Source organism: Sorangium sp. KYC3313 (assembly GCF_052075895.1).
In the GTDB taxonomy this organism is placed as follows: Bacteria; Myxococcota_A; Polyangia; order Polyangiales; family Polyangiaceae; genus Sorangium; species Sorangium cellulosum_B.
Genome location: NZ_CP197255.1, coordinates 230,006 through 250,222 on the forward strand (window position 1 = coordinate 230,006; position 20,217 = coordinate 250,222).

14 protein-coding genes are annotated in these 20,217 nt (G+C 72.0%); 6 read left to right on the plus strand and 8 right to left on the minus strand.

The window, feature by feature from the left end:
- The first annotated feature begins 856 nt into the window (after positions 1–856).
- The 3 genes from ACSRUE_RS00930 to ACSRUE_RS00940 all read left to right on the plus strand — a co-directional run bounded on the left by ACSRUE_RS00930 (position 857) and on the right by ACSRUE_RS00940 (position 7,307).
- The gene (locus ACSRUE_RS00930) at positions 857–2,560 is read left to right on the plus strand and encodes an OmpA family protein (RefSeq protein ID WP_437943701.1); all 1,704 of its coding nucleotides are present in this window, start codon (positions 857–859) and stop codon (positions 2,558–2,560) included.
- On the plus strand, positions 2,557–6,657 hold the full coding sequence (locus ACSRUE_RS00935; RefSeq protein WP_441289376.1) for a hypothetical protein: 4,101 nt from the start codon (positions 2,557–2,559) through the stop codon (positions 6,655–6,657). Before ACSRUE_RS00930 ends, ACSRUE_RS00935 begins: the two co-directional genes overlap by 4 nt.
- Before the next feature lie 236 nt (positions 6,658–6,893).
- Positions 6,894–7,307 (plus strand): PilZ domain-containing protein, encoded by a 414-nt coding sequence (locus ACSRUE_RS00940; protein ID WP_437762232.1) that lies wholly within the window; start codon positions 6,894–6,896, stop codon positions 7,305–7,307.
- Between the two features lie 64 nt (positions 7,308–7,371).
- Here the strand turns inward: ACSRUE_RS00940 and ACSRUE_RS00945 are convergent, their stop codons facing one another.
- The 8 genes from ACSRUE_RS00945 to ACSRUE_RS00980 all read right to left on the minus strand — a co-directional run bounded on the left by ACSRUE_RS00945 (position 7,372) and on the right by ACSRUE_RS00980 (position 14,270).
- Positions 7,372–7,545, minus strand: coding sequence for a hypothetical protein (locus tag ACSRUE_RS00945; protein WP_437943699.1), 174 nt, complete (start codon positions 7,543–7,545; stop codon positions 7,372–7,374).
- A complete protein-coding gene (locus ACSRUE_RS00950; protein ID WP_441289377.1) occupies positions 7,545–9,239 on the minus strand; it encodes an amidase in 1,695 nt (564 codons plus the stop codon). Before ACSRUE_RS00950 ends, ACSRUE_RS00945 begins: the two co-directional genes overlap by 1 nt.
- Before the next feature lie 166 nt (positions 9,240–9,405).
- The gene (locus ACSRUE_RS00955; RefSeq protein ID WP_441289378.1) at positions 9,406–10,653 is read right to left on the minus strand and encodes a hypothetical protein; all 1,248 of its coding nucleotides are present in this window, start codon (positions 10,651–10,653) and stop codon (positions 9,406–9,408) included.
- Between the two features lie 44 nt (positions 10,654–10,697).
- Entirely contained in the window at positions 10,698–12,107 is a 1,410-nt protein-coding gene (locus tag ACSRUE_RS00960) for a YwqJ-related putative deaminase (RefSeq protein ID WP_441289379.1), read from the minus strand.
- A 42-nt stretch (positions 12,108–12,149) separates the two neighbouring features.
- On the minus strand, positions 12,150–13,019 hold the full coding sequence (locus tag ACSRUE_RS00965) for a hypothetical protein (RefSeq protein ID WP_441289380.1): 870 nt from the start codon (positions 13,017–13,019) through the stop codon (positions 12,150–12,152).
- 15 nt (positions 13,020–13,034) lie between these two features.
- Positions 13,035–13,514 carry a hypothetical protein gene (locus ACSRUE_RS00970; protein WP_441289381.1) on the minus strand — a complete coding sequence of 160 codons (480 nt, stop codon included), beginning with the start codon at positions 13,512–13,514 and terminating at the stop codon, positions 13,035–13,037.
- The gene (locus tag ACSRUE_RS00975; protein WP_441289382.1) at positions 13,457–13,705 is read right to left on the minus strand and encodes a hypothetical protein; all 249 of its coding nucleotides are present in this window, start codon (positions 13,703–13,705) and stop codon (positions 13,457–13,459) included. The genes ACSRUE_RS00970 and ACSRUE_RS00975 overlap by 58 nt, the downstream gene beginning before the upstream one ends.
- A gap of 280 nt (positions 13,706–13,985) precedes the next feature.
- Positions 13,986–14,270, minus strand: a complete 285-nt coding sequence (locus tag ACSRUE_RS00980; RefSeq protein ID WP_441289383.1) for a hypothetical protein — start codon at positions 14,268–14,270, stop codon at positions 13,986–13,988.
- 110 nt (positions 14,271–14,380) lie between these two features.
- Here ACSRUE_RS00980 and ACSRUE_RS00985 point away from each other — a divergent pair, with 110 nt between their 5' ends.
- The 3 genes from ACSRUE_RS00985 to ACSRUE_RS00995 all read left to right on the plus strand — a co-directional run bounded on the left by ACSRUE_RS00985 (position 14,381) and on the right by ACSRUE_RS00995 (position 20,184).
- Complete coding sequence (locus ACSRUE_RS00985; protein ID WP_441289384.1) at positions 14,381–15,886, plus strand: DUF2169 family type VI secretion system accessory protein; 1,506 nt, start codon at positions 14,381–14,383, stop codon at positions 15,884–15,886.
- Between the two features lie 162 nt (positions 15,887–16,048).
- On the plus strand, positions 16,049–17,509 hold the full coding sequence (locus ACSRUE_RS00990; protein WP_441289385.1) for a type VI secretion system Vgr family protein: 1,461 nt from the start codon (positions 16,049–16,051) through the stop codon (positions 17,507–17,509).
- Complete coding sequence (locus ACSRUE_RS00995; RefSeq protein WP_441289386.1) at positions 17,506–20,184, plus strand: type VI secretion system Vgr family protein; 2,679 nt, start codon at positions 17,506–17,508, stop codon at positions 20,182–20,184. The genes ACSRUE_RS00990 and ACSRUE_RS00995 overlap by 4 nt, the downstream gene beginning before the upstream one ends.
- The last annotated feature ends 33 nt before the right edge of the window (positions 20,185–20,217 follow it).

The window sequence follows — 20,217 nt, forward strand, 5'->3', positions numbered from 1 at the left end:
ATGGAGCGCTGGAACGCGCCTCCCGCGCGAAATGCGCCAGTCGACACACCCCGGACGGACGCGGCGCCCGCGCACCGACGCGGTCACGCGGGCAGGCCGAGTCGCTCTCACCGATCGACGCGCTCCGCTCGCCGATGCCGGCCGTCACGCCAGGATCCAGGTTCACCGCCGTTGGCAAGATCGGCTCGTACCCTGGTATCCTTCAATTCAGCGGCACCCTCCGGACGAACTCTCGGTCCCACGGTGAAGCCGGGCCTCCGGCGACGCAGCGCCCGGGCCGCGAGCGCCGCAGAGCCCGCCGGCCGGGCGCGCCGGCGCGCCCCCGCTCGGTCCCGGTCGCCACCGCCGCTCCGAGGCCGCAGAGCTGATGTCTGCAGGCCTCAATCGGCCCGCCGCAGCGCCGGCTGGAGCCGCGAGATCCCCGACGAACCACCCGCCCCACGCGACGGCGAGGCGTGCACACGCCTTGCATAGGCCGCGCTGCGAAGGCCGGCTCGCAGGAGAGCCGCCCTGTCGAGGCCGATCCGAATTCGGACGGCCGCCCATCGAAAAGTCCACCTGTAACGTCCTGCGACGCCTATAAGACGGCCCGGGATTTCGAGGATGCTCGCCGATCCTCCTCGTCGAGCACGCCGCGTTTCCCCCAACTTGCCTGCGCGCCGGAGCAGTCGACGGCCGCTCGCCCAAAGCACCGAAGGTGATCCTGCGCATGAGAGCCCCCTTGCCCCCTCGATGGATCTGCGGCGCCGCCGCCCTAGCCGCGGCGGCGTGGGCCGCGCCAGCGTCCGCTCAGGAAGCGGGACCGGCGCGCGGCCTAGCCCTAAACCGCTTCAGCCCCGCGCCCGCCGGCGACCGGATGTTCGGTGTGCCGTCGCCGTACGCAGCCTCGCCGAACCAGGACGGCAGCGCGACGCTGCACGTGATGCTGCTCGGCGACTACGCGCACAACCCGCTCGTGCTCACGCGGGAGGGCAGCGACGAGAACCTCGGCGCGATCGTCGGCCACCAGCTGTTCCTGCACCTGAACTCCTCGCTCACGCTCTGGGACCGGCTGCACGTCAACGTCGACCTGCCCCTCGCCGTGCTGCAGCAGGGTGACAGCCCCGCGGCCGAGGGCCTCTCGTTCAGGTCGCCGAGCGACGTGCAGCTCGGCGATCTCCGGGTCGGGCTGCGCCTGCGCCTCCTCGGCGATTACTTCGACCCGTTCCAGCTCGCCGTCGGCGGCTTCGTGTGGTTGCCGACCGGCGACCGCGACGGCTCGTTCGTGGGCGAGGACTCGGTCCGCGGCCTGCCGCAGATCCTCGCCGGCGGCCGGATCCCGGGCTTCGTCTGGTCGGCCGCGGCCGGCGTCGATCTGCGCCCGGCGCAGACGTTCGCGCAGGTGCGGCAGGGCCTGATGTTCAACGGCGGCGCGGGCGTCGGCCTGCTGCTGGGCTCGGAGGAGCAGCTCCAGATCGGCCCCGAGGCGACCGTCTCGACGGTGCTGGAGGACCCGGAGGCCCGGAACACGAACGTCGAGGCGCTGCTCGGCCTGCGCTACCGCTTCGCGCCGACGCTCCGCGACTTCGAGCTCGGCGTCGCCGCCGGCCCCGGCTTCACCTCGGGCATCGGCACCCCGGATTTCCGTGCCGTCGCGATGCTCGCGTACTCGCCCGAGGTCCGGCGCGCGGACCCGGACCGCGACAAGGACGGCATCGTCAACGAGAAGGACGCCTGCCCGGACGTGCCCGGCGTCGGCGACCCGGATCCGAAGAAGAACGGCTGCCCGCCGTCCGATCGCGACGAGGACGGCATCCTCGATCGCGTCGACGCGTGCCCGGACACGCCCGGCATCGCGAACGACGACCCGAAGAAGCACGGCTGCCCGCCGCCAGGGGACCGCGACAAGGACGGCATCACCGACGACGTCGACGCGTGCCCGGACGAGGCCGGCCCGGCGAACGAGGATCCGAAGAAGCACGGCTGCCCGCCGCCGCCCGACAGGGACGGCGACGGCGTGATCGACGCGGAGGACGCCTGCCCCGACATCCCCGGTATCCGCACCTCGGATCCGGCGACGAACGGCTGCCCCGGTGACCGCGACGGCGACACGGTGCGAGACGACAAGGACGCCTGCCCCGACGAGAAGGGCAAGCCCGATCCGGATCCGGCGAAGAACGGCTGCCCCGTCGCGGTGCGCGTCACCGAGCAGGAGATCGTCATCCTCCAGCAGGTGCAGTTCGACACCGGCAAGGCGACCATCAAGAAGGCGAGCGACGAGCTCCTCGACGAGGTCGCAGGTGTGCTGAAGGAGCACCCGGAGATCACCAAGATCGAGGTGCAAGGGCACACCGATCCGCGCGGCGGACGCGCGTACAATATCAAGCTCAGCCAGGCGAGGGCCGAGTCGGTCACGAAGGCGCTGGTCCAGCGCGGCATCGAGGCCGAGCGGCTCGCGTCGAAGGGCTACGGGCCCGACGTCCCGATCGCGGAGAACGACACCGACGAGGGACGCCAGAAGAACCGCCGCGTGCAGTTCAAGATCCTCGAGAAGAAGCCGAAGCAGCAGGAGGCGCCGTGAAGAGACGTTGGATCCTAGGTAGTCTTGTCGGGCTCGCCTGCGTGGGCGGGCAGGGCAGCGTCGCGCACGCCGCGCCCACGCTGCGCGTGCAGGTCGACCAGCGGGGAGACTTCCTCCTGGTCGGCAACACGCTCGGCTACGAGTGCGCCCCCGCGGACATCGACCGGCCCGCGCTGGGCACCGCCGCCTGTGCAGGCAGCACCTTCGACGAGGACAGCGCGCCCGATATCTACTGGCGCGCCGACTCGCCCGCGGAGGGCCAGGCGGAGGCGCGCACCACCGTCACCGCCGAGCAGGCGCGCAGCTCCGCGGTGCTTGCCGTGCCGGACGGCGCGACGGTGACGCACGCCTTCCTCTACTGGGCCGCGCACAAGCAGAACACTCAGCCCGCGGACACGGCGGTCACCCTGGACCGGCCCGGCGCGGGCGGCTTCATCGAGAACCTGACCGCCCTGCGCTCGGTCGTCACCACCAGCTCGGCCCAGACCTACTACCAGTCGGTCTCGGACATCACCGCGATCGTGCAGGAGCGAGGCTCCGGCGCGTACCGGGTGAGCGGGGTGAACAGCGCGAGCTTCGTGAACAGCGACTTCAACAACCACTTCGCCGGGTGGTGGCTTGTCGTGTTCTATCAGCTCGCCTCGGAGCCGCCGCGCAATCTGGCGCTCTTCGACGGGCTGGACTCGGTTCCTAGCGGAGGGAGGCAGGAGGCGACCCTCTCGGGGTTCCTGGTGCCGACTGCGGGCTACGACGCGAAGATCGGCATGGTCACGTTCGAGGGAGATGCGTCCATCCCGGGGGACCAGTTCTTCTTCAACGGAGGGAACGCCCTCGGCGACGATCTGAACCCGGACACCAACTTCTTCAACGGGACGCGCTCGTACCTGGGCGCGCCGGTGTCGACCGTGGGAGACCTGCCGCAGCTCGCGGGGACTCCCGGCACCATGGCCGGCATGGACATCGACGTCCTCGACATCACCTCCAAGGTGACCCCGGGGCAGGAGTCGGCGCCGATCGTGGCGTCGAGCACCAACGACCTGTACTTCCTCGCCGGGTTCGTCACGTCGATCTCGACGTTCAAGCCGGACTTCACGACCTCCACGAAGTCGGCCGTCGATGTGAACGGCGGATCGCTGCTCCCGGGCGACGTGATCCAGTACACGATCGAGGTCCGCAACACCGGCAACGACGCGTCGATCGACACGGTGCTCGCCGATGAGCTGCCCGCGGGCGTGACCTACGTGCCGGGCTCGCTCTCGATCACGGCGGGCGCCGGCGCGGGCCCGCAGACGGACGCGGCCGGCGACGACCAGGGCGAGTACGACGCGGGGACGGTCCGCGTGCGGCTCGGCACGGGCGCGAACGCGACGGAGGGGGGCTCGATCGCCGCCGGCGGGGCGACGACGGTCACCTTCCGGGTGACGGTCGACGCCGGCGCCTCGGGGCTCATCTCCAACCAGGCGGTCATCACCGCCGCCGGGCAGCAGGGCGCGCAGTCCGAGGAGACGCCGACCGACGGCAACGGCCCGGCCGGCGGCACCCCGCCGACCGACGTCGAGATCGAGGCGTGCGAGACGAACGCGCAGTGCGCCGCGCCGACGCCGTACTGCAACACGGAGGCGACCCCGAACGAGTGCGTCGAGTGCCTCACCGACGCGCACTGCGGGCCGCTGTCGCCGACCTGCGACGCCGACGCCAACACCTGCGTGTGCGTGCCCTCGGGGGCCGAGGTCTGCGGCGACGCGTTCGACAACGACTGCGACGGGGTCATCAACAACGGCTGCGACTCGGACAACGACGGGATCGACGATCCCGACGAGCTCGAGGCCGGCACCGACCCGAACGACGCGGACAGCGACGACGACGGGGTGCCCGACGGGCAGGAGCCGCGCTGGAACGAGGACGCCGACGAGGACGGCCTCATCAACGCGCTCGACCCCGACAGCGACAACGACGGGCTCTACGACGGCACCGAGCTCGGCCTGCCCTGCGATCGTCCGGGCACCAACGTGGCCGCGGGCCACTGCCGCCCCGACGCCGACGAAGGGGCGACCAAGACCGACCCGCTCGACCCCGACACCGATGACGGCGGCGTGCCCGACGGCCTGGAGGACTTCAACCTCGACGGAGCCATCGACGAGGGCGAGACCGATCCGAACAACGGCGCCGACGACGTGCCGCCGGTGGACTCCGACGGCGACGGGCTGAGCGACGCGCTCGAGGAGACGATCGGGACCGATCCGAACGACGCCGACAGCGACGACGACGGCGTGATCGACGGGCAGGAGCCGAACTTCAGCGACGATACGGACGGCGACGGGCTCATCAACGCGCTCGACCCCGACAGCGACGACGACGGGCTGTTCGACGGCACCGAGCTCGGCCTGCCCTGCGACAACGCCGCCACCGACGTCACCGCGGGCCACTGCCGCCCCGACGCCGACGAAGGGGCGACCAAGACGTCGCCGGTCAACCCCGATACCGACGGCGGCGGCGTGAGCGACGGCAACGAGGACACCAACCTGGACGGCGCCATCGATGGCGACGAGATCGATCCGAACGATCCCGCCGACGACGTGCCGCCGGTGGACTCCGACGGCGACGGGCTGAGCGACGCGCTCGAGGAGACGATCGGGACCGATCCGAACGACGCCGACAGCGACGACGACGGCGTGATCGACGGCGATGAGCCGAACTTCAGCGACGACCACGACGGCGATGGCCTCATCAACGCGCTCGACCCCGACAGCGACGACGACGGGCTGTTCGACGGCACCGAGCTCGGCCTGCCCTGCGACAACGCCGCCACCGACGCCGCCGCGGAGACCTGCATCGCGGACGCCGATCCCACGACGAAGACGAACCCGCTCGATCCGGACACGGACGACGGCGGCGTGCCCGACGGCGTGGAGGACGCGAACCACAACGGCTCCATCGACGAGGGCGAGACCGATCCCAACAACGGCGACGACGACGCGGTGGGCGAGGACCGCGACGGCGACGGGTTGCCCGACGCGGTGGAGGAGATGATCGGGACCGATCCGGACGACGCCGACAGCGACGACGACGGCGTGCCCGACGGCCAGGAGCCGAAGCCCGGCGAGGACACCGACGGCGACGGGCTCATCAACGCGCTCGACGTCGACAGCGACAACGACGGGCTGTTCGACGGCACCGAGCTCGGCCTGCCCTGCGACAACGAGGGCACCGACGCGGCGGCGGGCCACTGCCGACCCGACGCCGACGAAGGGGCGACCAAGACCGACCCGCTCGACCCCGATACCGATGACGGCGGCGTGCCCGACGGCCTGGAGGACTTCAACCTCGACGGAGCCATCGACGAGGGCGAGACCGATCCGAACAACGGCGCCGACGACGTGCCGCCGGTGGACTCCGACGGCGACGGGCTGAGCGACGCGCTCGAGGAGACGATCGGGACCGATCCGAACGACGCCGACAGCGACGACGACGGCGTGATCGACGGCGATGAGCCGAACTTCAGCGACGACCACGACGGCGATGGCCTCATCAACGCGCTCGACCCCGACAGCGACGACGACGGGCTGTTCGACGGCACCGAGCTCGGCCTGCCCTGCGACAACGCGGCGACCAACGCGGACGCGAAGACCTGCATCGCGGACGCCGATCCCACGACGAGGACGAACCCGCTCGATCCGGACACGGACGACGGCGGCGTGCCCGACGGCGTGGAGGACGCGAACCACAACGGCGCCATCGACGAGGGCGAGACCGATCCCAACAACGGCGACGACGATCAGCCGGCGTGCAGGCAGGACAGCGACTGCGGCGGCGCGACGAGCGGGATGATCTGCGAGGATCACGCCTGCGTGGAGGGCTGCCGCGGCAGCGACGGCAACAGCTGCCCGTCCGGCGAGGTGTGCAGCTCGACCGACAGCACGGCGGGCACCTGCGCGCCCGAGAGCGAGAACGACCCGACCGGCATCTTCGCCGAGGGCAACGGCTTCTGCGCCGCGCGGCCCACGCCCGCGGGGAGCACCCGCGGCGCCGCCGCGCTCCTGCCCATGCTCGCCGCCCTCGCCGGCCTCGCCCTGCGCCGGCGCCGCGCAGGCCGCTGACCGGCGGATAGAGGCCCACGGCCGCACGCCGCCCCGCCTTCCTGGCGGGGCGGCGCCCCCCAGCGGCCGCGGGCGCCTCTCGCCGCGAGCGCCCTCAGGGGCGCCGACATCCCCCCTACCCGCTCCTCAACAACCAGCGTTCGTCCTGGACCGGCCGAAGCACGGGACGCCACGTTGTAAGTTTCTTGTCCACCTGTAGCCGTCCTCCGTAGCGTGGCGCGCCAAGGAGAACGACCATGGAGATGCTGCTCGCCAGCGAGCGCCGCGCCACGCGCCGCGCTGCGATCGTGGAGTGCCAGGCCGTGCGCGAGCGAGGCTTCCGGCTGCTCGGGACCCGGGCGATCGACCTGTCGATCGACGGCATGCTCGTGCTGACGAGCGCCCGCCCGCTCACGGGTGAGCCGGTGATCGTCTCGTTCCGGATCCCGGACACGAACGTCTGGATCGACGCGACGGCGACGATCGCGCGCACGCTCCACGGCCGGCGCCTGGGCGACCCGGGGCGCGCCGTGGGCCTGCGCTTCGACCCGCTCGACAGGGCGTCGATCCGGCGCCTCCGCGCGGCGCTCGAGCATTTCCCGCCGACGTACCCCTACCGCGCACAGCGCGTCGACTACGCGGCGACGGCCGCGATGATCGCGCTCAGCTGATCTGCGCGACCGAGCGACCGAGCGGCCCTGACGCCGCTGCGGGGCAGCTCCCCGCGGTGCGAGATCAGAGCGCGCGGTGGGGCTCGACGTCGGCGACCGGGAACTCGGCCCTGAAGCTCTGCTCCCGGAGCAGCCGCCCCGGGAGCTCGAGCATCACGACGGTTGCATCGCCAGCCAGCGCCCACGGCGCCGGCGCTGGCTTCACGTCGGGAGGACGACCTCCGGCGCTCTGGCTCATCACGACCTCTCCTTGGGCTCGATGGGATCGGGTACCTCGAGCAGATCGATCGCCCCCGGGGGGCGCCGCGCGCTCGCGAGCTCCGATCGCTCGAGGTGGGCAAGGACGGCGAGGACGGCCGCTTCGTCCCACGCGTCGCCGAGGATCTGCAGGCCGATGGGCAGGCGCTCGGCGTCGACGCCGACGGGCGCCGTGCCGGCGGGGAGGCCGGTGAGGTTGCCGAGGAAGGCGAAGCGGCACATGCCGTCGAGGGCGACGGGATCCAGGAAGGCGCGGCCTTCCTCGGCCTGCGCGTAGCGGGGCGCGGTGATCGCCGTCGTCGGGAGCGCGAGGACGTCGACGCCGGCGAGGGCGCGCGCCGCCTCGCGCCGCATGCCCGCGCGGAGCCGCGCGGCGTCGATCTGCTCGAGCGCGGTGACACCCGAGAGGAGGCTGAAGGTGACGCGCAGGTCCTCGCTGATGAGGTCGCGCTGCTCCCGCCAGGCGCGCTGGTTCGCCGCGAGCGACTCGGGGCCGATGACGAGGTAGCCGATGGAGGCCGCGTGCCTGGCGAGGGGGATCTTCACGTCCACGAGGGTCGCGCCCTCGCGCTCGAGCGCGCGCAGCGCCCCCCAGCACACGCTCGCGACCGGGGTGGAGGCGTCGCGCCACTCCGCCTCGTCAACGCCGATACGCAGGCCGCGCACGCCGGCGCCGAGGCGCGCGCCGAAGCCTCCGGGGGGCGGCGGGGGCGCCCATGCGGTGAGGTCGTCGTCGGGGTCGGGCTCGCTGGCGACGGCGTCGAGGAAGCGCGCGAGATCGGCCGTGCTGCTGGCGATCGGGCCGGCGTGGGCGACCGAGCCCTTGAAGCCGTCGCCGGCGCGGCTGACGCGGCCGAAGGTCGGCTTGATGCCGAAGACGCCGTTCAGCGCGGCGGGCGCCCGGATGGAGCCGCCGCCGTCGCCGCTGGCCGCGAGCGGCGCGAGCCCGAGCGCCACGCCGACGGCGGAGCCGGTGGAGGAGCCGCCCGCGGCGCGCTCCTTGTGGTGCGGGTTGTGGGGCATGCGCTGGTGGACGCTGTTGCCGATCGGCGACATGCCCCACTCGGTGAGCACGGTCTTGCAGAGGAACACGGCGCCCGCCTGCCGGAGCCGGGCGACCACGGCGGCGTCGCGCGCCGCGGGCGGCTGGGGGCCGCAGGGCGAGCCGAGCGTGGTCGGGAGGCCCTCGACGTCGAACTCGTCCTTCACGAGCAGGGGCACGCCGTCGAGCAGGCCGCGCGGCCGCCCCGCGGCGTGGCGCGCGGTCGACGCGTCGGCGTCCCTGAGCGTCGCCTCGCGCGAGGTGGCGACGGCGATGTTCATGCACGGGCGCTCGGCGGCGAGCGCCTCGAGCGCCGAGAGCGCGCGCTCGGCGACGCGGAGCGGGGTGGTGGCGCCCTTGCGGTAGGCCGCGGCGTAGGCCACCGAGGGTCTGGGCCAGTCGCGGACGGGGGGCGCGCCGAGCCCGGCGTCCTCCCAGCGCCGCGGCGGCGCGGCCTGGAGGGGGCGCGCCTCGGCGGGGACGTCGTCACGGAAGGCGTCCGGAAGCGAGGCGAGGCGATCGATGCCCAGGCTGCGCTTCATCACTTCCCGGAGCGCGGCGGAGGATCCGGGCGCCTCCGCGGCGAGGCGCGCCGCGGTGAGCGCGCGGCCGGTGAGTCGGGGGACCTTCATGCGGCGCAGCTTACTCGACGGGGGCGGGCAGCGCGGCGCTCATGGTCAGGGTGCTCCGCGAGATCACGCCGTAGCTGCGTGTCGTCGGTGGCGGGATCGGTCGTCGTTCCTGGTCGCTCCACGTGCGTGGGAGGGGATGGGACGTCGGCCGCCGCGACCCCGGAGCTCAGGCAGACGAGGTGAGGTCGTCCCAGGCAAGCACCGCCTCGGGGCGCAGCTCGCGCAGCCACGTCACGGCGCGCCCCTCGGACAGCCTCCGCTCGAACACCAGCGCCGCGTCGCCCGCGTAGAAGGTGCCGGTGGAGTCGGTGGCCTCGTCAACCTCGTCCAGGCTGAGCGTACGGGCGAGCTGACGACCGTGCGACGATCGAGAGACATGACTCGGCACTTCTTTGGGGTGTCCCCACAGCGCGACGCGGGCGACGAACGCGCGCACGGAGTCGCTCGTTCGCTCCCACTCGTCCCAGCCGAACCCATAAGCCCACATCCTGCCGTCCTCCGTCACGCACGCGAGGGTGTCGGGGTTGTCGATGTCCCGTACGCTCACCAGGATCGCGGGGCCGTCCGGCGTCTGCTGGAGCGGCCACTCCGCGACGCTCCCTTTGGCGAGGGCTCGATCGAGCATCTGGATCCCGCCGAAGCGCTGGATCCGATCGACGCTGCGCAAACCACCGAACGAGCTCTCGGCGTCCGCGGCCACCCTGGCAAGCGCCTCGCTACCGCGGTTCTCCAGCACCCACGAGGCGAGCCGCGAGGGATCTCCGGGATCATGCAGCCGGTAGAGCCAGCGTGACGCCGCCTCTCTCGCGCGAGGCGACAGCGAAAGCGTCTGCGACGCTGGATCGACGGTTGCGCAGAGAAACCCGACCACGCTTTGTCGAAATCGATGATCCGGTGCTGCGAGCGGGAGATCCAGGTGCCAGGCTTCGCTATCCAGAGCCGCACGGCCGGTCGCATCGACAAGGTCATCGCGAAACTCGATCCAGCCGGACTCGGGTGCGACAAGCGATTCTCCGGCCGCTCGCACCACCGGAAAGACGCACTGTATCCGCAGGGCCGCGCATTCTTCGAGCCAGGGACGCAAGCTGGCCGCCGTCGGGGCAAGCACTCGCAAGAACACATCGTCGCGCAGAGCGAGCACCCCGTCGCAGACATGCCATACGAAACCATGCAGGCGAGACGAACGACTCGCCTGGCCGATCCGGCGAGCAACGCCTTTGACGAGAGCGTTCGTCTTGTCAAGCGCGGTCACCGGTCCCGTCGCCGGCTCGAAGGTACCGAGGTGGACGCGGGCACGCAGCTCGAACCCCGGAGCACGCCACCGATCGAGCCTCTCCGCCACCTCGTTCAACTGAGAGACGGACGCCGTGAGCTGTTTGGTGCCGCAGATTGATCGGAGCTCGAGGCTGAACATGCCCCTCTCGATCGTTCCGAGGAGAGGATGACTGAATCGAGGCTTCAAGTCGGCCCCCAATCGTTGTTCAGGCCGGTACCTCCGAAGACGCCTGGAGTCATTCCGGCCACGCGATGGGCGCGGCGCTCAATCTCCGCATCCGAATGATTGTTGCGCCCTGCCGCCCGCTCGACCTCGAGCTGCTGTCGATACCGCGTCGCGTTCGCCCGGCGCGCGTCGTCCAGGGGCGCTGTGTTCCCCTGGGCGGCCTGTTGCCGTGCCCGATCCAGCGGTGCCCCCGCGCCTGCGGGCCTGAAATTGAGGGACGGTCCGCCTTTAGGAGGGGACGCGGGAATCGTCTCGGGCTGCTGGCCCGTGCCTGCCAGCGCGTGCAAGCGAGCCAGCGTCTGGGAGCAGTTCGGGCACGGCGCGCAAGCGGTTCCATTGACATCGGTGCTTCCGATCGGCCCCATGCGGCGCAGAGCGCGTCGGAGGTGCCGCTGGCCCTCGGGTGTGCCCGGGTCGCATTTGACCCCATTTCGATCCTCGTAATCGTAGAGATAATTGCTGATTGCATGGGGCTCGGAACACCAGGACGGATCCCTGCCCTGGCCGCGCCCGGGGTCCTGAGGAAGCGCGGCGGCGACTGCCGGGTGGAGATCGTACACCGGTCCCTGGCCCTCGGGGTTGCGGACACTGGCGGACTGCCCGGTGAACTCCCGCGTGCCGCCTCCTTGAGATCGCGGGACGCGACGCGTGTTGAGCTTGGAGCCCATGAGCCCATCAGTGTCGACCAGCGTGAGCGGCCTCCCGCTCACATACCCGTACGCTTCGAGCCCCCCTTCGAGCCCCAGCGGCTCCGGGCTCAGGTACGTCGCGCTCGCCGGATCGACGTACCGCCAGCGGTTGTAGTGGAGCCCCGTCTCCGGCTCGTACCAGTGCCCCGGGAACCGGCACAACGTGGCGTTAGCGTCGCCAGCGATCACCCGACCGTACGCGTCGGTCTCGAAGACCTGGTCGACGCTCCCGTCAGCGTTGACGAGCCCGAGCGGCACAGGCGCCCCGTCCCGGTGCACGAAGTACTTCCAGGCGCCCTGGCCCGCCTCGGTGTCGATCGCCTGCGCGATCGGCGCCGGCGAGCCCGGCGAGTACGCGTAGCGCCGTCGCTCCACCAGCGCGAACGGCGCGGATGCGCCTGTGGCGCTCGCCTGGCGCTCCACCGTCTCCTCCAGGAGGTCCTCGCCATCCCAGCGGTAGCGGTGCCGCACCATCGCCGCCTCCCGCCGCAGCACCCGCTTCTCGATCCGCCGCGCGAACCCATCGTAGACGAACTCGAGCCGCGTGCCGTCGGGCAGCGTCATGCCCGAGAGCAGGCCGAGCGCGCTCCATGCGTAGATGGTCACCGCGGTGCCCTCCACCTTCTTCACGAGCCGGCCGCGCGCGTCGTACGTGAGGGCCGCGCCGTTCGTGGTCACGAGGCGGCCACCGCTGAGGTGGGACTGCGCGCGGCCGTCAATTCACTGCACGTCGCCTCGCGGCGAGAGCACGTAATCCTCGGTCCTGGCCCGCCCCTCATGCTGCTTCTGCGCGATTCGGCCGCGCGCGTCGTACAGGAAGGACTGCGCCCCACGATCGCGATCGGCGAGCACCTGGAGCTCGTCGGCAGGCGACCATCGGTAGTCGAACCGCAGGGTCTCCGGGCCGGCCAGGGCGCCGACCCACATGGGCTCGCCCGGTCGGATGACGGCGGTGCCACCGCCGAAGACCGCCGAGCGGAGGACGTTGCCGTGCGCGTCCCTCGTGAGCTCGATGCGGCCACCGCCGGCAAAGAAGCGCCCCGTCTCGCCGTCCGTCGGGTCGTACGCGAACCTCGCGATCGGCTGGTTCGCACCCTGGACACCCGAGAGATCCGAGAAGACGAGCGCGGCGCATCGCCCGGCGGTGTCGCGCGGGGCGGCGATCGAGAAAGCGCCGAGCACTTCCACCTTCGTGCGATGCAGGCCGGCGTCGTAGACGTGCCGGAGCGATGTCACGGACGATGGATCGTCCTTCCGCTCCGTGTCCTCGCGGATGCAACGCCCTCGCGCGTCGTACGTATAGAGCGTGCTGACGGCCTCCGTCTCGAAGCTCAGGAGGCGCCCGCGCTCGTCGTACTCCAGCCTGTGGGATGTGTCGTCCGAGAAGGTGCGCGCGATCAGCCGATCGAGCTCGTCGTAGGCGAATTCGACGAATTCGCCGTCGTCGAAGGTGATCCTCGACAGCCGCCCGGCCTGGTCGTTCCTGTACCGCAGCGAGCGACCGTCGAAGGTGCGCTCGGAGAGGATCCGACCCTCGAGATCCCGCTCGATGGTGTGCACGTCGCCCTCCTCGTTGACGATGCGTACCATGTCGAGCTCTCGGTCTTAGGCGTACGAGACGCGCGTGCCGTCGCTCCGCTCGACCGCGATCACCTCGCGGAGGCCCGCGTAGATCAGCCGGAACCAGCGGCCATCCGCGTCGCGCTCGCCGGCGAAGCGGCCGGCCTCGTCGTAGCTCGTGACCGTGCGAGCGCCCAGCGGCGAGCGGTGCTCGACCACGCGCCCCATCGCGTCGTAGATCCAGCGGTGGACCCCGCCCTTCTCGTCCCGCATCTCCACGAGTCGCCCGAGGAAATCGTAGCGGAGCGCCCGCGCGCCGCCGTCCGGCTCGACGATCCCGACACGGTTGCAGAGCGCGTCGTACGTCATCGCCGTCTTGCCGCCGTCAGCGGTCTCGGCGTGGACAAGGCAGCCGCGCTCGTCGTAGCGGAAGCTCGCGACGAGCCCCATCGCGTCGGAAAGGTAAATCAGGTTGCCGTTCGGATCGCGCGCGTGCTGCGTCTCCAGGCCGTCAGGGCACCGCAACTGCCAGCGTTGCGGCCGCCGCCCTGGGCGCCGTTGCCGCCGTTCTTGCCGCCCGCGCCCTGATCGCCGCCGGCGCCGTTGCCGCCCCGCCCGCCGCTGCCACCGCCGCCGGCGCCGCCGCCGAGGATGGAGACACCAGGGTTCATGCCAGGGATCGCGGGGATGTTCGGAACCGGAGCTGTGCGCGCCATGATGCGATGGTCGCCCAACGGGCCACGGAGTCAATACCCGCTGCCACGCAGAAATGTGCTCGGATGGCGCAGCCCATGATGGGTCGACGGAGCGTGGCGTCCCTGCGCACGGCGCCTGAATCCGCGATGAGCTCGACGGGTGAGCGCGAGCCGAGATTGCCTCGATAGAGGGCCGACGATCGCATTCCAGAGGCGGAGAGGCAATCACGGCTCACGGCGCGTGCGCCGCCCGAGCGCTCGACCGCCAGGTTGTCACAACGTCCTGTCGATAGCGCCGTCCTCAGACCCCCGGCTCGGCCGCAGCCTCGTACAGCTCGCGGACATCGAGCCGCGCGCCGATCGACGCCAGGAGCGCAACGTCGCTCTCACGCGACATAGCAGACGTGAAGCCGCCATCGACGTCGCGAGTCGACACCTCCACGCTGCGCTCCCGGTGCGACACCAGGACGTACTGGCGCAATGAGGCGAAGCTCTTGTAATGCTCGAACTTGTCGCCTCGGTCGTACTCCTCGAAATCTCCCGCAGAGAATGCCGATGCGCGGACGTGTGACGAGGAGAACGTCAAGCCGTGATCGTGCTGGAGACGCACGCGTGACGGCCACAATGGCTTGACAGCAGCGCCGGAGGGGGGGTCTCATCGCTGGTGGATCCATGGCGACGAGCAGCCCTACGCATGTGAGCGCGACGCCGATCGGCGCTGCGACCGCCGCCGCGATGGCCTGGAGGTTCAAGGGTAAGCTCTGGGTGACCGCGATGGTGAAAGCCACCTTCGGGTTCGCCAGCGACACGATGATGCAGCGCATCGCGCCGCAGGAGATCATTCGGGAGGAGGTCCATCACGGCGGGCTCCTCTCGCGGAGCATCCGGTTCACGACCGATCTGGTCCCTCGCCTGCTCAAGGCCGACGTGCTCTTCACGGGCCATGCGCATGCGCCGCACGGGCGCCCCGTCGAGGCGGCGCATGTCCGGCTGGGAGTCTTCTCGAGCAGCTGGACGCTGCTGGACAAGACGCTGATGGTCCGTAAGCGGGGCGGCTTCGTGCGGCTCCCCATCGATTACGAGCATGCCTTTGGCGGGATCGGCTTCCCGGACAACCCGTTCGGGGAGGGCCATCCGCAGGGCTCGGGCGAGCCGAACATCCTCGATCCGGTCGACGCGAGGCGCGTGGCTGGCTTCGGCCCGATCTCGAAGGCCTGCCCCGCCCGCCGCCGGCTCCTCGGGGCGACCCCGCGCGCCCTGCTGGAGCGCGGTATCCCCGAGATCCCGGACGAGCTCAGCTGGGACTACTTCCAGGCGGCGCCGCCGGATCAGCGCACGCACTTCCTGCGCGGCGACGAGTGGATCGTGATGGACGGCCTGCACCCGAGCGCGCCGCGCATGCGCATGCGCCTGCCCGGCGCGCGCGGCTTCGCGCGCATCCACGGCCTCGCGGGCCTCGGCCTCGCCGAGCACCAGGAGCTCCCGCTGAGCGCCGATATGCTGCGCATCGACGGCGACGAGCAGCGCTGCACGGTGACGTGGCGCAGCAGCTTCCCCGTGCCCTCGGAGGACGTGCTCCCGCGCATGCGCATCCTCGCCGGCGTCGAGCTCCCGGGCGAGCCGATCGCGTGGCCCGCTCCGGGCGCCGCGGTCAGCAGGGCCGGAGCGACGGCGCTTCGCGCGGGCGCGGCGGGCGACCGGGACGCCGCCTCCCTCGAGTCGACCGTCGCGCTGTCCGCCGCGGCGAGCATGAGCCCCACCGGGACGCTGGACATCGCGCCGAACAGGACGCTCGCGGTCCCGGCGACGCTGCCGTTTCGTCCGGCCCCCGCAGGCGCCTCGCCTTCGCCGCCGAAACGGCCTGCACCCTCGCCGCCCGAGGCTCCGCTCGCCAGGTCGGGGACGATGCAGATGCCGAAGGACGTCGGCAGCCATGCGGCGCGCCAGCCGGCGACTCCCTTCACGGCCGAGCCGCCACGCGCGCCGCCGGCCGAGCCGAGCGCTGCCGCCGCCAGCGCGGCCGCGCCCGCGGTCCCCACGCCGGAGCCGGCGAGCCCCGCGGCCGCGGGGGGCACCTTCGCCTGGGCGACGCCGCCTCCCGAACCGCCGCCCCCGGAGCCGCCGCCTCCCGGAGCGCCGAAGCGCCCCGCGAAGCTCGATGTGCGGGCGCTCCTGTACGGCACCGGCAAGGGGCGAGGCTGACGCTCCGATGCCCGTGAAACCCCGAAGAGCGAGCCCTGGTAGCGCAGGGTGTCAGCAGCCCTCACGTGGCCATCCCGGCGCCCACGCGGCGCGCACGCCCACGCGGCCTCTCCACCTTTCCGGTGCCCCAGGGAAGGCCGCGGCGGAATCGGAGAACGAGCGATGAAGGAAGCCTCCGGGACGTTGAGCGTTCGCATCGAGTCAGCGCGGGGGCCGTGGGACCACGTGAAGGTCCGCGAGCTCTCCGGCCGAGAGGCGATCTCGCAGCTCTTCTCGTTCGACCTCGACGTCGTGATCGACGAGGGCCGCGAGCTCCCGGCCGACGCCGCGCCCGGCGCCGAGGTCAGCCTGGTCTTCGAGGCCGACGGCGAGGAGATCCGTCGCGTCTCGGGCATGCTCGGCCCGATCCGGGACCGCCTGGAGCCGCTGGCCGAGCGCGCCACCTGCCGCCTGCGCGTCGTGCCGCGCGCGTTCCGGCTCACCCTCGTCGAGACGCAGGAGATTTACCTGGATCGCAGCGTTCCCGACATCCTCCGGAGCAAGCTCGAGCGGCACGGCCTGGGCTCCGAGGACGTCGAGCTGCGGCTGCTCGAGAGCTACCCCGAGCGCGAGTTCGTCGTGCAGTACGGCGAGAGCGATCTCGCGTTCATCAGCCGCCTGGCCGAGCACGTCGGCATCAGCTTCTTCTTCGAGCACGAGGGCGGCCGCGACAGGATGGTCTTCACCGACCACCCGTCCGGCTTCCGCCCCGCCTCGGGCGCGGAGACGGTGCCCTTCCGCGCCCGCGGCGAGGCCGCGGGCATCTTCGCCCTCGAGGTGACGACCGACCTGGTGCCCACCAGCTACGTCGTGCAGGACTACAACTACCGCGCACCGCAGCTCGACCTGACGGCCTACGCCAGCCTGGGCTCGGGCGACGGCGGCGGCGTGGTCGAGTACGGCAGCCACGTCAAGACGCCCGAGGAGGCCGGGAAGCTGGCGCAGATCCGGGCGGACGAGCGGCTGTCGCGGCAGCGCGTGTACGAGGGCAAGGCCAGCCGCGCGGCGCTGTCCGCCGGGCGGCGCGTGACCCTGATCGAGCACCCGCGCTTCCCGGAGCCCGAGGAGCTGCTCCTCGTCGAGGCGGAGCACGAGGCGAGGTTTCCGGCGTTCAAGGACGCCGGCGAGCAGAGCCCGTTTTACAGGAACGCATTCCGCGCCATCCCGGCGCGCGTCGCCTACCGGCCGCCGCGCCGGACGCCGAGGCCGCGCATCTCCGGCGTGGTGACGGGGATCGTGCAGCCGGGGCCCGAGGGAAAGACGAACGGCGTCGCCGTGCTCGACGCCGAGGGGCGCTACACGGTCCAGCTCCACTTCGACACGGCGGAGCCGGGCGAGCAGAAGGCCTCGCGCCCTGTCCGGATGGCGCAGCCCTTCAGCGGCGTGGGCCACGGGATGCACTTCCCGCTGCGCCCCGGCACCGAGGTCCTCGTGGCGTTCGCCAACGGCGACCCGGATCGCCCGGTGATCCTCGGGGCCATGTTCAACCCGCTCGCGCCGTCGCCCGTGACGGCCCGCAACGCCAACCAGAGCCGCATCACCACGGCGTCCGGCGCCATGCTCGAGATCTCGGAGAAGCGATGACGAAGCCCACGACGGTCGGGATCCACTTCCGCTCCGAGGCCGCCCCGGCCGGGGCGTTCACGGTGCTGGGGCTGCGCGGCGAGGAGGCGCTGTCGCGCCCGTACCGCTTCGAGATCGATCTCGCGTCGCCCGATCCCGCGCTGCCGCTCGACGACCTCGTCGGCGCGGCCGGGGAGCTCGATCTCGCCGGCCGCGCGATCCCGGGGGTCGTGGCCGAGGTGGAGCAGGGCGGCGCGCTCGGCGGCGATCGGTACGCCTACCGGGTCGTGCTCGTGCCGCGCCTCGCCCTGCTCGGCCTCGCGCGGCAGACGCGCATCTACCAGCGGCTCAGCGTGCCGGACCTGGTGGAGGCGGTGATCGCCGGGAGCGGCCTCGGGATCGAGGTGGAGCGGCGGCTCGAGCGGGCGTATCCGCCGCGCGAGCACGCCGTGCAGTACCAGGAGAGCGCGCTCGACTTCGTGTCGCGGCAGCTGGAGCAGGCGGGCGTCAGCTACTTCATCGAGCCGCGCGAGGGGGCGGAGCGGCTCGTCCTCTGCGACCACCCGGGCGGCTTCCGGGGCGCGGTCGAGGCCGCGATGGGGGAGGCCGGAGGGGTGCGCGCGCTGCGCTGCCGGCGCCGGATGTCGCCGCGCGCGCTCGTGCTGCTCGACTACAACGAGCGCACGCCCGAGGTGCCGCTGGAGGCCGAGGCCGAGGTCGACGCGCGCGGCTTCGGGCTGCTCGTCGACGAGGGCGGCTCGTTCGCGGCGCCCGAGGAGGGCGCCGCGCTCGCCGCCGTGCGCGCCGAGGAGCTGCGCTGCCGCGCGACCGTGTACGAGGGCGCGATCGGCGCGCCGCTCGCCGCGGGCGAGCACCTCGGGCTCTCCGGCCATTTCCGGGCCGACTGGAACCGCGATTACCTGGTGACGCGCACGGTGCACCGCGCCGGGGCGGTGGACGAGCCGCGCTATGCTTGCGAGTTCGAGGCCATCCCGGCCTCGACGCGCTACCGCCCGCCGCGCGCCACGCCGAGGCCGCGCCTCGAGGGCGCGATGGTCGCCCACGTCGACGCGCGCGGCCCGGAGGGCGTCGCCGCGGTCGACGCCGAGGGGCGCTACCGCGTGGTGATGCCGTTCGATCTGAGCGGCGCGGCCGAGGCGCAGGGCTCGGTGCCGATGCGCCTGGCGACGCCCTACGGCGGGGCCGACGAGGGCATGCACTTCACGTTGCGCAAGGGCGCCGAGGTGCTGTGGACCGGCGTCGGCGGGGATCCCGAGCGGCCCGTGATCACCGGCGTCGTGCCCAACGCGAAGAGCCGCGTGGTCACGAGCGCCGACGAGGGGCGCGGCCGCATCCGGATGCCGAACGGGGCCATGGTCGAGATGGGAGGCGGCTTCGGGCGCGCGCGCGGCGGGCCCGCGACGCGCGCCGGCGCCGAGGGCGCGCTGCCGACGGAGCAGCAGCTCGGCCAGGACGGCATGACGACCACCGCGAGCAGCGGGGAGGACTGGATCCGCTTCGCGGTCCCCCACAGCGACGGGAAGTACAGCTACCTGCGCTACGGCGAGCGGGCGACCGCGGCGGCCGGCACGTTCACCGAGTCCGCGCGGCTCGATCCTACCGGCGGGTTCGGCAGCAGCGGCTGGACGTGGTCGAGCCTCGACGACGGCTACGACACGAGCTCGGACGCCAATGACAAGGGGAAAGCGGCGCACTTCGGCTGGGCAGCGAGCGACGGGGTCTACGATCACACGGACGGCAACCGCACGGTCGTGACCCAGGGGGACTACCAGTCGGTCACCACGGGCAACCGCACCGACGTCGTCCTCGGGAACTACCGGCTCGTCATCCCGAACCGGACGCTCGGCATCTTCGACGCGGATTTCTACTCGATGACGTTCAGCAAGGACTGGCAGGGCTGGCGGAAGACGCAGCGCAGCCACGTCTCGACCGTCAACCTCACGTACGGCGACAACTCGAATTTCTTCACCGGCATCAACTTCGGGGCGAGCCTCGGCGGGAACTACAGCATCGCGGCGGGCGTGAACGGCAACGTCTTCCTCGGGCTCAACACGGGGATCACGGCCGGGATGAGCTGCAACATCGCGTACGGCCCGGTGCTCGAGTTCGGCAGCACGAAGAAGCTCACCACGGCCGACGAACAGGACATCAAGGCGCGCTCCAAGGTGCACCTGCGCGTGCGGAGCACCGACGCCCCGACGGTCGACGCCGCGAAGCCGTGGGCAGCCGCCGTGGCGGCGGGCGCGCTGGGCGCGGTGATGGGCTCGGTCGGCGCCTCCGCGGGCAAAGAGGATCTCGAGAAGGGCAGCGAGCTCACGGGCGTGACGTGGGGCTTCACGACGCTCGGGGCGCTCGTCGGAGCGTACCTGGTCCACAAGTTCGCCCACTCGAGCCCGCTGAACGACGCCGAGCTGATCATCGAGCCGACCCGGATCCTGCTGCGCTGCGGCGGGCTGGCCGGCGCGTACATCAAGATCGAGCCCGCCGCGATCGAGCTCGCCTGCGGTCCCAGCAGCCTCAGGATCGACGCGACGAGCGTGGTCGCCGGAACTGGGACCGCCAGGCTGGAGCTGAGCAGCACAGCCGCGTCCTCCGTCCTGAGGTTCGGCGGCCACCAGGTCCAGATCGACGCCATGGGAGCCGTCATCCAGGGCGCCCAGTTCCACACGCTCTAGGAGGAGCCCGCTCGGCGAGCGGTCGAGCGGCCT

Excerpts from the sequence above, each read along its gene's own strand:
- ACSRUE_RS00990 (WP_441289385.1), top strand. The coding sequence starts at position 16,049 with ATGAAGGAAGCCTCCGGGACGTTGAGCGTTCGCATCGAGTCAGCGCGG.
- ACSRUE_RS00945 (WP_437943699.1), bottom strand. The coding sequence starts at position 7,545 with ATGAGCCAGAGCGCCGGAGGTCGTCCTCCCGACGTGAAGCCAGCGCCG.
- ACSRUE_RS00950 (WP_441289377.1), bottom strand. The coding sequence starts at position 9,239 with ATGAAGGTCCCCCGACTCACCGGCCGCGCGCTCACCGCGGCGCGCCTC.
- ACSRUE_RS00965 (WP_441289380.1), bottom strand. The coding sequence starts at position 13,019 with ATGGTACGCATCGTCAACGAGGAGGGCGACGTGCACACCATCGAGCGG.
- ACSRUE_RS00995 (WP_441289386.1), top strand. The coding sequence starts at position 17,506 with ATGACGAAGCCCACGACGGTCGGGATCCACTTCCGCTCCGAGGCCGCC.
- ACSRUE_RS00940 (WP_437762232.1), top strand. The coding sequence starts at position 6,894 with ATGGAGATGCTGCTCGCCAGCGAGCGCCGCGCCACGCGCCGCGCTGCG.
- ACSRUE_RS00930 (WP_437943701.1), top strand. The coding sequence starts at position 857 with ATGTTCGGTGTGCCGTCGCCGTACGCAGCCTCGCCGAACCAGGACGGC.
- ACSRUE_RS00955 (WP_441289378.1), bottom strand. The coding sequence starts at position 10,653 with ATGTTCAGCCTCGAGCTCCGATCAATCTGCGGCACCAAACAGCTCACG.
- ACSRUE_RS00975 (WP_441289382.1), bottom strand. The coding sequence starts at position 13,705 with ATGGCGCGCACAGCTCCGGTTCCGAACATCCCCGCGATCCCTGGCATG.